Genomic DNA, 15,145 nt, shown 5'->3' with positions numbered 1-15,145 from the left:
TACTCTACGGCTCATAGACTAGGAATGGCACATTAGCATAGCCACAATAGTGCGTACGAAGCACTGCCGACTGCTCAGAAAGCTTGAGTATGTGAGATGTACCTTCATGTTTCCACGACACCTCTTTAGCACTTCGACACAATCTCATCGCTTGTTCGCGCCATACTCCGCCTACTTTTTTCTTCTTATCAGCAAGGCGCGGTGTTGCAATATCTTGTTCCGCTAAATCAATGCGAATTACCCCTTTATGAATTTCACCGTTACTGCCCGAAGGTATATAATTCGCCATGCCAGCAATAATACGTTTCGCTGTATCAGCTTGCCTTGTGTCTTCTATACGCCCTGCACTTAAATCCACAATAAACACGCCACCTTTACCTATTACACTAAAATTGATTATGCGTGATTCAGTTGCAGGCTCTACTAACAATGCTGTCGTTTCATCAACCCCAAAACCAAATTGCTGTTGGCTTTGCGCTGTTGCCGCAATAAGCCTTACTTCACGGTTGCGTTCTGAAAAGTGGGTGTCTAATAGTCCGTGCTGAAATAAGCCAAGTCCACCAGAAGGCTCAATTGTTACTGCATTTTCTACAAGACGATTTTCACAACCACTTTCATCTTCACAACGTTGGGAAACAGGCGGCACTGCAAACACTCCACTCGATAGTACCCCCTGTGAGTTGCCACTGGTTAGCATAGGTACAGGGCGACCGTTTGCAAAACCGCCAGCCTGTACGGCAGTGCCTGCACTTGTCCCCCCGACAATAATAGCGTCGGCACGCCACAGTCCTTGGAGTTTAGTCAGAAAAGTACTCGGTTTGCCTGTGGGAGTTTCAAGCGCAGCTAGGGTTTTACTTTGATCGCCACCGTTAAAAAATAACCCATCTAGATTGGACAGTGCCTCAAGCGCTAGTTTGTCGTTTTGGCACCATGCTCGCTGCTTTTGAGTGCGCTCAGGATACAAACGCGCTTTATCAAATAAGTTAAACTGCGCCCTGAAATACGATAGGTGATCGCACCCCTTGCCGCCTGTATCGCTCACAAATTTGGCGTACTGATACGCAGGTGTTAACGGTATCCATACGACATCTACATCTTCATTACTAAAGACTCCTGTATAGAAGTCTACTGCCTCAAACGGATCACGAGATGACGCAGTCACCACACCAATTCGCACTCGTCGCTCTACATTTTTGCTGTCATGCTTATCTTCTGCCGCATTCAAAAAGGCGCGATATACTGCAAGCGACGCTTCTTCTTTGGTATCCCCTAGTGATACTCGCTCTTTGAGTCGCTCGCCCTTTTCATTTGTCTGGGCAACCTCTAGTGAGTCTAATAATAAGAAATAACTCGAATCCGATAGACTGCGAATTTGGTCATTTGAAAAACCGGCATCATTTAAAGCGTCGAATAGTTCATTTTTCGTATATAGCGAACCGCCCTCACGCGAATAAATATCCGATAAAACTGCATACAAAATTTCATCAACTTCGCCAAACCTCGTACTATTTTTTTGGTATCGTCTGAGCGACGCTGTATTAACTTCATACAGGATGTCAGTTTTCGCGTTCATAAAAACGCGCGCTGACGTACAGTTTTCAATGGACATACTTGCGCAGGTTTTTAGTGCCCCACCCGCTAAGAGTAAATTGGGAGATGATAAGGAATAACTAGAAAAAACAGAGATGTAAAAAAATAAAATCATTTTTGAAAGTAATTTAACCGGCGCTTTCAAAATACCATTCATAACGTTTAAAAAGGTGGCTTTCATTTAGACCAACGACATATTTATTTGATTGACTTTTATTTACCGTAGTGTTAACTAATCATTAATGTCAACGGTTTCGTAAATACCGTCAAACACTATTTAGCCCTAACGAATTGCATAATTCGTCACAACACTGGTTTTACTCAATGATCAAGAAAGCTGCCAATTTAGGCAACTATCGCTATCAAAACTTTTACTTGTCGGAGTGGTTCGACGAGTAGCCTCTACGCCCTTCAATTAATTGAAGCGGCCTCGCTGCGCCATGCAGCAAATTTATTTCTAAACAAGTGTTGAATCGCGCGTAGAGCGGCATTAGACCGTGCGCGTTATGGGAATCATTATAATGAAAAAATCGACGTTACTTCGCAGTATCGGTGTGTCTGCTGGCACGCTAAGCTACCTATCTCTTTGTATTTCTAGTGCGGTATTCGCTCAAGAGCCGACGGACGAGGAAGAGACCGTTGAACGCATCCAGGTTACAGGGAGTAACATTCGCGGTGCCAATATGGAAGGTGCACAACCACTCACCGTACTAACCTCTGAAGACATTGCTCGCACTGGCGCATCAACCATTTCCGAACTTATGCGCACAGTTACGCAGGCTCGCGGTGGTGTGGGTACGTTTGACACGACACAAAGTGGGGCGACTTCAACTTCAACCCCACCAGGGCAAGCCGCAGCCTCTTTGCGTGGTATTGGGCCATCGTCCACACTAACCTTGGTAAATGGCCGTCGTATTGCTGCTAGCTCGTTTGCCGCTGGGACAGAAAACTTTGTTGATATAAACAGCATTCCAGCGTCAGCGGTCGAGCGCGTAGAGATTCTTGCGACCGGTGCCTCTGCGATTTATGGTGCTGACGCCGTAGCGGGGGTTATTAACTATATTCTAAAAGACGATTATGAAGGCCTTGAACTGTCGACTAATTACGAAAACACCGCCAACAGTAATGATCACGGCGCACTGAACTTTCAAATGTTATGGGGTAAGAATTTTGAAAACAGTAACCTCACTGCTTTCGTCGATTATTACGACAGACAAGCGATTCGAGCGACTGACTTTTCTCAAACCCGCGATCCTATTTTACAAAGCAGCTATTCTTACTTAGCCAAAGGCCAACCGAATGTATTTTTTAATAGTGCGATAGATGGCAATGAAATGCCTGCGCCAAACTGTGCTGATGAGTTAACGATCACTGAGTTTGGCGAAGAAATATGCGCTTACTATGCTAACGAGGATGACTATTTTGAAACCCCACTTGAGACCCTCTCTGGCGGTTTCACTTACACCTATCAGGGTAACAACTTAACATGGCGTACAGACCTATTGGCGTCGCACACCGAATCAACCTCGTTTTCAACACCTTCACCTATCAATCAAGTTAACGATGAAGACGGCGCGTGGATAGGCATTGACGCACTTGATGTGCTTGATGAAGCAAGTAGAAACAGTATCCGTAACAACTTGTACGTTGACCCCTTCGATACTGTGGCCGGTCGCGTGCTTGATGGGTTTCAGTATGACGCGCGATTTACGTCGCCGCGTACCGTTGAAATTGAAACTGATGCTATTAGGCTAGTTACCTCGGTACTAGGTTATTTTGGCGAGTGGGAATGGGAAGCCGGCGCGCTTTATTCTCGCAGTGAATCAAAGCAGGTCGCGACACAAGGCATTTACAATCGCTATTTATATACTGCAGCTACCCATGGCGAACTGTGCGCTAATGGTGAGTTAGCACAGTATAACAGTGGTGATGACAGCTTAATTTGTGCCGGCAGCAGCCTACTCCCTGCTTACAACCCTTTTTTAGTAGGCGATGCACAAAATGAAACCACTTTAGCCCTTACACAGGCTCGTCCAACTCGCGATGGTACCAGCGAGGTATTTGGACTTGATGCGAAAATAAATGGCGAAATCGCACAGTTCAATGGCAACGCTATTTTGCTTGCAGCGGGTGTTGAGTTTAGACGCGAAGAAATTACCGATATGCCTTCCCTCGATTCACAAGCCCGTGCGGAAAACGATTTTCTCGTCGATGTATTTGGCTTCGGTTCAAGTGCATCCGCTGCTGATAGAAATCAGATGGGTATTTTTACCGAAGTGTTTGTTCCCGTGACAGACCAGCTGGATATTAGCCTTGCAGGTCGCTTTGACGATTACAATGACTTCGGTAGTACCTTCAACCCTAAAGTGGGCTTTACCTATCGACCACTCGATAATTTAGTATTTCGTGGCTCGTGGTCTACTGCGTTTAGAGCACCATCATTAACCCAGGCTGGCGTACAGTTGCGTACAACCCGTGCATCGTTTGACTGCAGCGTAAATAGTACGGTTGCCGATTTATATTGCGAAGGCCAGGGTACGGTGCGAGGAAACAACGTGCTTGAGTTAGGAAATCCGGCACTGCGCGCCGAAGAGTCTGAAACGTACTCGTTTGGCTTTGCCTACAGCCCAACTGACGAAACGCATATCACAGTAGATTACTGGACATTCGACCACGAAGACATTGTTGATACCAACATGACAGGCGTGCTCAACCAAGCAATGACCAACGCTTCACTGCGCCATTGCGGTGTGCTTGATGAAGGTGAAATTGGCATCTCCTATTTAGAAGACTTGTGCTTAGTCACTGATAGTCAAGGCAACACCATTGAGGATAGCGGTGCGAACCTTACTGAAATTTTAGATGCTTGGGTAGCCTTTGATGATCCCCGTTTTGCAGAACTGCCGTTATTTAGAGACCACATTTTGTTGCTAGACAATACAGGTACTCAGAAGCTTGAAGGTATCGATTGGAATATTACACACGACATTAATTTGTCTCGAGGTAGGGTCGAACTGGGCTTGTCAGGCACGCATTATCTTACCTACGATCGTAACAGACCAGGTTCAGATGAAATAGAATCACTAGCAGGTACTTTTTTGTATCCGGAAACAGTGGCTACCGCAGAGCTCTTCTACGTTGAAGAAGATTGGTATGTTGGTGCTTACGTCTTCTATACTGGCAGTTACAATGATGACATTATCCGCTTGCGAGCAAGGGAAATAGACGAGCTTATTGATATTGGTGCGATTACCGAAGAAAACCAAGAAAGAGATGTCAGCAGTTGGACTACCGTCACGCTTAGCGCAGGCTATTACTTTGACAATGCCGATATTAGGTTGACTATAGACAACCTGTTTGACCGCGATGCACCAACCGCATATGGCTCTGGACGAGGCTTCGACGCGTACAACCACGACCCATATGGTACACGCTATACGCTTGCGTTTAGTTATTATTTTCACTAAGTGATACAGCGGGGGCGTAATGCCTCCCTATCATTCACGGAGGTCAGTTTGCAACATCCACCTTCAACATCGCGCATGCCAGACGCTTTTGTCATTTTGTTTTTTGTCATCCTCATTGCAGGCGTTGTGTCGTGGCTTGTACCCGCAGGTTCATTTGATACAAAAGACATCATCACATCCTCTGGTGATATAAAAACGGTACTCGATGCCGACAGTTTTACCTATAGCGACACGCGCCATGGGTTTATACTTTTCGATGGTTCTGGCAATACAACAGGTATTACAAACTATGCCTTCGACGGTATGGTCTCAGGCGATAAATGGGGCGCTGCGATAGGCGTTATTGCTTTTATTCTTATTGTAGGTGGCGCCTTTGGTATTGTCATGCAAACAGGGGCTATTAATAATGGCATTATGGCGTTAATCACTCGCTTTCAACACGCCGATAATTTACTGCTGCCCGCGTTATTTCTGTTATTTTCACTGGGCGGTGCAGTGTTCGGCATGGGTGAGGAAGCCATCGCGTTTTGCATTGTTTTGGTTCCCTTAATGACCGCAATGGGCTACGACGGGATTATGGCTGTTTTAGTGACCTACGTGGCTACGCAAATCGGTTTTGCCACCAGCTGGATGAACCCTTTTTCTGTTGCTATTGCACAAGGTATTGCCGATGTTCCTCTGATGTCGGGGCAAGGCTTTCGCATTGTCACTTGGTCGATATTTACGGTCGCTGGCTTACTCTTTACACTGCGCTACGCAAAAAGGATAAAGCAGCAAGGGGCGTGCAATTCTGGAGTACACAATGACCCGCAAACCGATAGCGTTCCACTTCGTACTCAGGCAGCTACGGTTGATACTGCAGTAACCACGTTTACCGCAACGGATAAAGTTATTCTTGCTGCATTTTTTGCCTATATTATTTGGGTGATGTGGGGTGTTATAGTTCACGCCTATTACATTCCACAAATTGCATCGCAATTTTTTTGTATGGGAATTACTGTAGGGTTCATTGCTTGGCTGGGTGGACGTATGCGAATGAACGATATTAGTGCGGCTTTTGTTAGCGGCGCGCAATCGTTACTGCCTGCGGCACTGATTGTAGGTATGGCAAAGGGTATCGTATTGGTATTGGGAGGCGATGACGTCACCACGCCCTCGGTACTTAACACTTTATTGCATCATACTGGCAGCGCTCTTGCGCATACTGGATCAGTAATGAGCGCTTGGTTGATGTTGGTGTTTCAGAGTATTTTTAATTTCTTTATTGCCTCAGGCTCGGGGCAAGCAGCTATCACCATGCCGTTAATGGCACCGTTATCGGACTTAGTTGGCGTGACCCGACAAGTTGCGGTCTTAGCATTTCAACTAGGCGATGGCTTAACGAACCTCATTGTTCCGACGTCAGCGTCACTCATTGGATGCTTAGGTGTCGCTGGTGTAAGTTGGACAACATGGGTAAAATTTATCGCTACATTTTGCGGTTGCCTTTTTTTGCTTGCATCACTCACTGTTATTACAGCCGTTCTTATAGGTTTATCTTAATGCTCACGTTGATTAAAAATGTAGAATGTTATGCACCTGCTCCGCAGGGGTCTGTAGATATTCTTATCGCCAACAATGTAATTGCTCATATCGCACCTGACATCAAGCTATCCTCGTCGCTTGTAAAGGTTATTGATGGAAGTAACCTCATCGCTATCCCAGGCTTAGTAGATAGCTTAGTGCATATCTCTGGCGGTGGTGGTGAGGGTGGGTTTCATACTCGCACACCTCAAATGTCGTTAACCGATGCGACGTTGCATGGCGTAACTACCGTAATTGGCGCACTAGGTACCGATGCTACCACCCGCACATTGCCAGACCTAATTGCCAAGGCCAAAGGTTTGAGTATTGAGGGCATTAGTGCGTATTGCTATACCGGCTCTTATCACTTACCAGCTCGAACGATTACCGGCAATGTCACCGATGATATTGTGCTTATTGATACCATGATTGGCGTGGGTGAAGTGGCGATTGCCGACCACAGGGCCGCTGAACCTTCGGTTCAGGCGCTGGCTAATGTCGCTGCGCAAGCCCGGACTGGCGGTATGATTTCAGGCAAAGCTGGGATTGTTTACATTCATACTGGTGACGGAAAACGTCAGCTCTCACTTTTGCATGAAATTGTTGATACAACGGACATACCCGCACATCAATTTTATCCCACACACATTAACAGAAACCAAGATTTACTAAACGCCGGCATTGCATGGACGCAAAGCGGTGGCGTTATTGATATGACCACGAGCACCAATGAGCAGTTTATCGAAGAAGGCGAAATTCCGGCAGCTGATGCCATTGCATATTGTTTAGAAAGTGGTGTTGCGGCAGATCAGCTGAGTATGAGCTCAGATGGCAACGCTAGCCTTCCTGTGTTTGACAGCAGAGGAAGGCTCGTTGGTTTAGAAGTTGGTAAAGTAGGTAGTTTGTTCGACGCGTTCAAAGCGCTTGTTTTACAGCACAATACATCACTAGAAGATGCCATAAAAGTAGTGAGCAGCACACCAGCGAGCATGCTTAAGCTTCATCAAAAAGGCAAACTAGAAAAAGCATGTGACGCAGACATTGTGCTGTGTAAAAAGGCAACGTTAGATATTGTTCATGTCATCGCGAAAGGTAAACATGTCGTTGAGAACGGTAACGCTATTGTTAAAGGGATGTTTGAGTAGCCACTAGGTTAAAGATTAAAAAAGGGCGTAAAACGCCCTTTTTTAGTTAGCAGTATAACGATTATGGACGAAGCGCTCTGTCGCCTCTAGCCAAGCCACACACGCCGGTACGAGATGATTCGATAATCTCTGCACACTGCCCCATTGTTGTAGCAAATGCATCGAGCTTATCACTGGTACCGGTAAGTTCGATGGTGTAGTTATTTGCATTCACGTCTAAAATACGGGCACGAAAAATATCCGCATTGCGCTTCACTTCCGCTCTAACAGACTCGGTACGGGTAGCAACTTTAATAAGCATTAACTCTCGTTCGATATGCGCGCCTTCGGTCAAATCAACCACTTTAAGCACATCTATAAGCTTGTTTACCTGCTTAGTAATTTGCTCGATGACCTTGTCGTCACCGTGGGTAATAATTGTTAAGCGCGACAAGCTAGCATCATCAGTCGGTGCTACACAAAGCGAGTCTACGTTGTAACCACGCTGCGAAAATACGCCTACAATACGAGATAATGCGCCCGGGGCGTTTTCCATTAATACTGAAATAATACGTTTCATCAGGTTCGCTCCGTCTTGCTCAAGCGCATATCGTCCATTGCGCCGTACTTAATTTGCATTGGATATACATGTTCATTTTGATCAACCGCAATGTCCATAAACACGAGGCGATCGGTGTAGCTAAAGCATTTTTCCATCGCGGCATCAAGCTCATCTAACTTATCTACTTTTATACCCACATGACCATACGCTTCGGCCAACTTCACGAAGTCAGGCATTGAGTCCATATAAGAATGCGAATGGCGCCCCTTATAAATCATATCTTGCCACTGTCGAACCATACCCAATGCACGGTTATTCAGCGTTATGATTTTAATTGGTAGATTATACTGTAAGCATGTAGACAGCTCTTGAATATTCATTTGAATACTGCCATCACCGGTTACCACTACAGATGTTGATTTAGGGTGTGCAACCTGCACGCCCATCGCAGCAGGCAAGCCAAAGCCCATAGTCCCAAGACCACCGGAATTAATCCATTGACGTGGTTTGTCATAGGCATAATAAAGCGCGGCAAACATTTGGTGCTGGCCTACGTCTGAGCTGATATACGCTTTTCCGTCGGTATGTTTATATAAGGCTTCAATAACACGTTGCGGTTTAATAACCTCTTCGCCTTGGTCGTAGTTTAAGCATTGGCGAGCACGCCATGTATTAACTTGCTGCCACCAGTCGCTTAATTTCTCTTTCTGACCCGATAGATCGTGTTTATCAACGTGACTTAAGATTTGATCTAACACTTTATCGACTGAGCCAACAACAGGGATATGCGCATTCACCGTTTTTGAAATAGACGCAGGGTCTATATCAACATGAATAATATCTGCGTGCGGACAAAACTTATCTACATTGTTAGTAACACGGTCGTCAAAGCGTGCGCCAAGCGCAATAATACAATCGGCATTGTGCATGCTTTTATTTGCTTCGAGCGTACCATGCATGCCTAGCATACCAATGAATTGTTCATGGGTACCAGGCATTGCCCCTAAGCCCATTAAGGTGCACGTTACGGGTGCATTCAGCTTTTCAGCAAGCTCAATAACTTTCAATGATGCGTCACTTAAGACTGCGCCACCACCAACGTAAAGCACCGGACGTTCTGCTTTAAGTAAAGCGGTTACCGCTTTCTTAATTTGCTTAGGGTGCCCTTTTTCTGTTGGGTTGTATGAACGCATAGTGACATCGCTGGGGTAAACGTAAGGATGTTCTTCGGCTACATTCACAATGTCTTTGGGAAGGTCTACAACGACCGGGCCTGGTCGCCCTGTGTTGGCAATATAATATGCCTTTGCAATCGCTTCAGGAATATCAACAGCACGTTTTACCAAGAAGCTGTGCTTCACGATAGGGCGAGAACACCCTACCATATCGGTTTCTTGAAACGCGTCTTCACCAATATGTTTAGAAGGTACCTGACCTGACAGTATCACCATTGGGATAGAGTCCATGTAGGCGGTCGCAATACCTGTGATAGTGTTGGTTGCGCCAGGACCTGAAGTGACGAGTACTGTGCCGGTTTTACCTGTTGAACGTGCATAACCATCCGCCATATGTGCGGCTGCCTGTTCATGACGTACGAGGACGTGTTTGACATCATCTTGCGCAAATAGTGCGTCATAAATGTCTAATACGGCACCACCTGGGTAACCGAACACGTGTGTCACTCCTACATCTTTTAGCGCTTCTACCACCATGGCTGCGCCCGACATCATTTTCACAGTACTTTCTCCTGTAATAGGTTGGGGTTTGTCAGCGTACGTTGACGATGAATGGACTATAACGAAGCTAGTAGGAAGATAAAACAACAAAACGCACAAAAGTGAGATATATATCCCAATAATCGATATAATTAGGATGAAAGTTTCGTTTTGCTTAATTTAAACACATATATTAGGATGAATTTTTACATTGAGTTAACAATTCAATCGTCATCTATCTCAATGTCTAAATCGCTATTATCATCAATATCGTCATCGCCAACCTCTTCCACTATCGGACGCTTAGAACCGTAAATACTTGCCGCTTTTGGCCTATTGATTCGTGCTTGGTATTTAAGCCATGCTTTTTCTTGAGGCGTTGAAGGCGCTCTGTGCCCTAAAGCCGACTCTAAGTACATTTGTTCTTCGTCGTTCTCTGGCGAAATTTTGCCATCGACTAAGGCTGCGAAAACGCTGCCATGAGACTGTAATAGTTTACTTTCTGAAATAGAAAAGTCGCCGGAACGAGCAAAACCATACGGATAATGTTTGCTATCGGAAAACGGTCTACTAATAACCTGCTGCCGAGTTAATGTTGTCATCTTAACCTCTTGCTAAACGAATTGCTGTTAAAAAATACGTAACACAGCGCTTGTACGAAATAGACTTCATATTGGCTGTGATAATGACATCACAGATTATGTTTAGTTGGGTTTTGAAAAGGTGTCAAACACAAAGTTGGCAGTCGCAAAAACTTAATATTGAGCAGTGTGGATAAGACAGTAAAAAGGCCACATAGCGACCTTTTTGAGAGAAGATATAGTGAGCGTTGTCTAGCGTTTTTCACTTACCCACACTGTAATGGTACCGTCAACAACCACTACACCATCTTGGTTATAGGCTTTAACAGGAATGGGAAGATCACCCGGCTTCCATGCATCGCTCGGCACTTCGGCGACACAACGAATATCAGAGTCTGCTTTCGCAGGATACTTCACTTCCATACCCTTCGGTATCCAGCGCAAATGCTTAGGAATAGACGCTTCACACATAAAGCCCATTGCCATTTCAAGCCCGTTGCAGATGGCAATAACGTGGACTGTACCAATATGGTTTTGCACTGCCTTATGCTTTTTTATCTCAACTTCACAGTAGTTGGGGCGCACATCGGTAATAACAGGCGACACGGTGGAGAAGTAAGGTGCTCGACGAGAGGAGTACCAGCTAAATAGTTTCTTCCCAAAAGGTAGCTTCACAAATTTGTTATAAGTATTGAGTACATAGTTGTTAGACATATTGATCCTAGAAACGGCGTAACCCTCTTAGCTTATGCAAAAAACATCTGACCGCGAGGAAAATGCAATCTGGTTAGACCAGTAAGAGTAGCGATAGATGAACGTAAAATCAATTGCGGTAAACACAAAAAAGGCGGTCAATCATGACCGCCTTTTATCTTTATCCTAATGCGATAGACGTATTAGTTGAATTGCATATCAAAACCAACGAAATAGAAACGCCCACGGGCACTTGCTGGGTAAGCAAAGTTCGTCAGGAATGGTTCTTCATTGGTAATGTTTTTCACGCCACCATATACACGTACAATTTCTGTCGCATTGTAAGCAAAACTAATGTCGTGCTGCCAAAACTCATCCATGACTACAGAATCATCATAGTCGCCACGCTCGTAGTCTTCGATTTCAACAAAAGAAACAAGCTGCTCATCCATGTACTGGGTTTGCCATGCAATTTGTAAATCGCCCCATTTCCAGCCTAGGTTGATGTTTCCTGCGAGCTCTGGACGATTCACTTCACCAAGCTCTGGGTTTACTTCGCTTAAATCGTTTGGATTAGTATACAAATCTAATTTGTTTACTCGTGTACCAGAGATCTTTGTTGTAAAGGCGTGATCTTCTATCTCGAAGTCATAACCAATGCTGAAGTCGACCCCTGCAGTTTCTGTCCTTGCGAAGTTTACTTGCGTTGAGCGTAAGAAGTTTAAACCGCCAAACTGTGGCGAATTGCTGTCTGTGTTTCGAGTGAACAGAGAACAGAAATTCTCATTTAAATCCTCTCCGACATAACAACCATTTACGATATCGTTTGAGCTTACAGCACTAATCGCTGACTCAATTTCAATGCTCCAGTAATCAGCCGTTAAAGAGAACCCTTCAAGCCAACTAGATTGATAAACAAAACCAATCGTTGTGGTATCTGCAGTTTCTTCTTGTAACTCAGCGTTACCACCGGTTACACCAGGGAACGCCGCTGAAAGTGGGTCAGTATAGGTATACTCTCCTGCATCGTTGAACGGATTAAACCCGATTGACTGAAGGTCTGCCACGCAGTTTGCTTGGATTTGATCGGCCGCAGCAGGATCGTTGCCTCTGATACCAGAGATAACACTTGCATTACACGGGTCTGTTGGACGGAACGTGGTACCCACTTCCGGGCCAAACAATTCGGTAATATTGGGGGCACGTACTGCTTGTGATTGCGATAAACGAATCATAAGGTCTGTGTGCGGCGCATAAAGTACGTTAGCACGCCATGTTGTAGTATCGCCAATTGTTGAGTAATCAGAGTAACGCGCGGCAAGGTCGACCGATAGTTCCTCAGCAAATTCTTCGGCAACAATTAATGGAATTGATAACTCCATAAAGACTTCACTTACATCAAATTTACCAGTTTCGTTGGCCGTTTTGATAGAAGGTTGGAAAACCAATGAGTTATTCGTTGAGTAATCTGATACCAGTGTGCCTGCTTGATATTGTGACCCTTGCGGAATAATACCGAGCTGCCAATCGTCAAAAATAGCTTCAGACTTTTCTTCTCTATACTCACCGCCTACGGCAAATGAGACTGGGCCATATGGCAGTTCGAAGTAATCTGCAGAGTCACCCGCAATTGAACCGCTCACTACAAACTGTTCAATTGTCGTTTTCGAATAGCTGTCTTGCGTAACCCAGTCAACCGCTTCTTGCGAAATGCCTGCTGCGCCAGACCAAATATTTAATGGTACACAACTGCCATCGCCAGGCGTAAATGAGAAATAGCCTGGGTCGTACACGGGAATATTAAATGCTGTCGTGACCTGAGGGGTATTTGCATCTAGGTTTACACGACAATTTGCTGCTCCCGTTGATGGGTCTGTTACTGCGTCAATTGCAGAGAAGAAACGATCTACGACAACAATATTTTCTGTGCCTTGTTGTTCAAACTCAAATTGACCGTAGTTTGCTGATAGGTTGTATTCCCAATCGTTTTCAAAGAAGCCTTCTATCCCGATAACACCGCGCACCGTTGTACGCTCGTTATCAATCTTACCTTGGCCTATACCGATAGGATCGGCTGTAATCGCTACACCGCCAAGTTCAGTTGCTAGCGGTTGGATGAATGCCGGCAAATAGGGGTTGTCAGGCGCACCGAATAATAAGTCCCAATATGATGTAGGTTGACTCTCATTCTCTGTTGTTTGCACAACATATTTAAGCTCGCCATACACTGTCATATCGTCGTTTAGATCATAATGCCCAAGCAGGTTGACTGACACTTTATCGTTAGGGGTGATTAAATAGCCGCGCGGTTGTTGGATGGTATTATATGAATCGCCACCAAACCCTTCAAAGTTGCCCGATACTAAGCCATCTTGAATAGGACGATAAGAGCCATCTTCTGTTACATTCCAGCACCCACCTAACACACCGAAAGACGCTGCGCCAAATGAACTGTTATAGCCAGAAAAAGAGTCTAAACAGTCAGGGGTGCCGTTGCCGTCTAAGTCGATGTTAGTTGCTGGGTCAAACCCTGCAAATGTGTAAGGGTTTCCAGGAATGATGTATCCGTATCCTGACGTGAATGGGAATGTTCTGTAAGGCAATACGGCGCGTGGAGGAGCGGTTGACGCACGATTAAATAGCGCTAACTCTGCTTCTGTAAGCGTCGGCGTGGTTCCGAACGTGTCGATATAATTAGCGATAAACGCTTCTTGGCTTGGAATAGACAAACCAAAATTAAACAACCCTGTATTGTCATAATTGTAGTATTGAGAAAGGTTAGGCGTGCCTGCACCTAAGTCACCTTGTTGGAATCGTAACGCTGGGTTAGTCCAATCTCGTGCTGAACCAATAATTAAACCATTGTCGCGCTCGCTTACACGTAAGCCTTCATCTCGTTGATACTCGACATTGATTGCAAAGTTACCTTTATCATCATCAAAGTTTGTACCATATAGCGCAGACAAGCTGATTTGCTCACCGTCACCTTCAGATGAGATACCTGTGTTTACGTCAACTTCAAACCCTTCGTAATCGTCACGAAGTATAAAGTTAACTACACCGGTTACCGCATCAGCGCCGTATACTGCCGAGGCGCCGCCCGTTAGTACTTCTACCGACTTAATAAGTTTAACTGGAATAGAGCCTACATCTACCGCAGCAGAACCTGCAACACCACCAACGTGACGGCGGCCGTTAACTAAGGTTAACGTGCGGTTCGACCCCAGCCCACGTAAATTTAAAATATTAGCACCATCTGCGAAACCAGAATCTATCGAGCTTTCCGCAGTGGTAGAGGAGAAAAGCGCGGGAATATCGTTTATTACGTCAGTAACAGAGAACTCACCAGACAATTGAATATCTTCTTCAGATATAGCTTGAACAGGTGATGGCGATGCTAGATTAGGATCTCGAGCGATTCTCGACCCTGTAACCACGACTTTTTCCACATCCTTTTCTTCTATCACAGGCTCTTCCTGAGCTTGCACTACTGAAGCGTTTAGCGTTAACGCTGAGGCGACAGCGAATGCTAAAGCTGATACGTTGTAACGCTTTGGTGAATCAAAAACCATGTGTGTTTCTCCGAGTGATACTAATATTATGCTCTCGCCTCACTTTTCTTACTGAAAGTGTTTGATGGCGTTGAGTTGTTTTTATTTTTATGGTGTAAAACTGCAAGCTTTGTGCCCGGTTTGGCAACCGAAATACATTACGTCAGCGCAAAAGAGCGCGAATTATGCATATTTATTCACAAAAATCCATTTAATATTCCCTACTATTAAACGTTTCGTCATTTATTGCACAAACCTTGTGAAATTTTAGAACAAAATATCGTTTTTAGCCTAATTTG

9 protein-coding genes are annotated in these 15,145 nt (G+C 45.0%); 3 read left to right on the top strand and 6 right to left on the bottom strand.

Going from position 1 to position 15,145, the window contains the following annotated elements; translation table 11 throughout:
- Positions 1 to 4 precede the first annotated feature (4 nt).
- The gene (locus ACOJRU_RS02135; RefSeq protein ID WP_421133423.1) at positions 5 to 1,573 is read right to left on the bottom strand and encodes a cyanophycinase; all 1,569 of its coding nucleotides are present in this window, start codon (positions 1,571 to 1,573) and stop codon (positions 5 to 7) included.
- 538 nt (positions 1,574 to 2,111) lie between these two features.
- Here ACOJRU_RS02135 and ACOJRU_RS02130 point away from each other — a divergent pair.
- The 3 genes from ACOJRU_RS02130 to iadA all read left to right on the top strand — a co-directional run bounded on the left by ACOJRU_RS02130 (position 2,112) and on the right by iadA (position 7,765).
- Positions 2,112 to 5,057, top strand: a complete 2,946-nt coding sequence (locus ACOJRU_RS02130; RefSeq protein WP_421133422.1) for a TonB-dependent receptor domain-containing protein — start codon at positions 2,112 to 2,114, stop codon at positions 5,055 to 5,057.
- A gap of 75 nt (positions 5,058 to 5,132) precedes the next feature.
- Complete coding sequence (gene yfcC, locus ACOJRU_RS02125) at positions 5,133 to 6,599, top strand: putative basic amino acid antiporter YfcC (protein WP_421134692.1); 1,467 nt, start codon at positions 5,133 to 5,135, stop codon at positions 6,597 to 6,599.
- The gene (gene iadA / locus ACOJRU_RS02120; RefSeq protein ID WP_421133421.1) at positions 6,599 to 7,765 is read left to right on the top strand and encodes a beta-aspartyl-peptidase; all 1,167 of its coding nucleotides are present in this window, start codon (positions 6,599 to 6,601) and stop codon (positions 7,763 to 7,765) included. Before yfcC ends, iadA begins: the two co-directional genes overlap by 1 nt.
- 61 nt (positions 7,766 to 7,826) lie before the next feature.
- On the opposite strand, the gene ilvN is transcribed toward iadA, so the two are convergent.
- The 5 genes from ilvN to ACOJRU_RS02095 all read right to left on the bottom strand — a co-directional run bounded on the left by ilvN (position 7,827) and on the right by ACOJRU_RS02095 (position 14,867).
- Positions 7,827 to 8,324, bottom strand: coding sequence for an acetolactate synthase small subunit (gene ilvN / locus ACOJRU_RS02115; protein ID WP_421133420.1), 498 nt, complete (start codon positions 8,322 to 8,324; stop codon positions 7,827 to 7,829).
- Positions 8,324 to 10,042 carry an acetolactate synthase 3 large subunit gene (locus tag ACOJRU_RS02110; RefSeq protein WP_421133419.1) on the bottom strand — a complete coding sequence of 573 codons (1,719 nt, stop codon included), beginning with the start codon at positions 10,040 to 10,042 and terminating at the stop codon, positions 8,324 to 8,326. Before ACOJRU_RS02110 ends, ilvN begins: the two co-directional genes overlap by 1 nt.
- Before the next feature lie 203 nt (positions 10,043 to 10,245).
- Positions 10,246 to 10,623, bottom strand: coding sequence for a DUF413 domain-containing protein (gene maoP, locus ACOJRU_RS02105; RefSeq protein ID WP_421133418.1), 378 nt, complete (start codon positions 10,621 to 10,623; stop codon positions 10,246 to 10,248).
- 231 nt (positions 10,624 to 10,854) lie between these two features.
- Positions 10,855 to 11,316 carry a hotdog fold domain-containing protein gene (locus ACOJRU_RS02100; protein ID WP_421133417.1) on the bottom strand — a complete coding sequence of 154 codons (462 nt, stop codon included), beginning with the start codon at positions 11,314 to 11,316 and terminating at the stop codon, positions 10,855 to 10,857.
- A gap of 182 nt (positions 11,317 to 11,498) precedes the next feature.
- A complete protein-coding gene (locus ACOJRU_RS02095; RefSeq protein ID WP_421133416.1) occupies positions 11,499 to 14,867 on the bottom strand; it encodes a TonB-dependent receptor domain-containing protein in 3,369 nt (1,122 codons plus the stop codon).
- Positions 14,868 to 15,145 lie beyond the last annotated feature (278 nt).

The organism is Alteromonas algae, assembly GCF_049117195.1.
GTDB lineage: Bacteria > Pseudomonadota > Gammaproteobacteria > Enterobacterales > Alteromonadaceae > Alteromonas.
The sequence above is the reverse complement of the archived record's forward strand: the minus strand, read 5'-3'. Positions and strand labels throughout refer to the sequence as shown.

Excerpts from the sequence above, each read along its gene's own strand:
- ACOJRU_RS02135 (WP_421133423.1), bottom strand. The coding sequence starts at position 1,573 with ATGAACGCGAAAACTGACATCCTGTATGAAGTTAATACAGCGTCGCTC.
- ACOJRU_RS02130 (WP_421133422.1), top strand. The coding sequence starts at position 2,112 with ATGAAAAAATCGACGTTACTTCGCAGTATCGGTGTGTCTGCTGGCACG.
- yfcC (WP_421134692.1), top strand. The coding sequence starts at position 5,133 with ATGCCAGACGCTTTTGTCATTTTGTTTTTTGTCATCCTCATTGCAGGC.
- iadA (WP_421133421.1), top strand. The coding sequence starts at position 6,599 with ATGCTCACGTTGATTAAAAATGTAGAATGTTATGCACCTGCTCCGCAG.
- ilvN (WP_421133420.1), bottom strand. The coding sequence starts at position 8,324 with ATGAAACGTATTATTTCAGTATTAATGGAAAACGCCCCGGGCGCATTA.
- maoP (WP_421133418.1), bottom strand. The coding sequence starts at position 10,623 with ATGACAACATTAACTCGGCAGCAGGTTATTAGTAGACCGTTTTCCGAT.
- ACOJRU_RS02100 (WP_421133417.1), bottom strand. The coding sequence starts at position 11,316 with ATGTCTAACAACTATGTACTCAATACTTATAACAAATTTGTGAAGCTA.
- ACOJRU_RS02095 (WP_421133416.1), bottom strand. The coding sequence starts at position 14,867 with ATGGTTTTTGATTCACCAAAGCGTTACAACGTATCAGCTTTAGCATTC.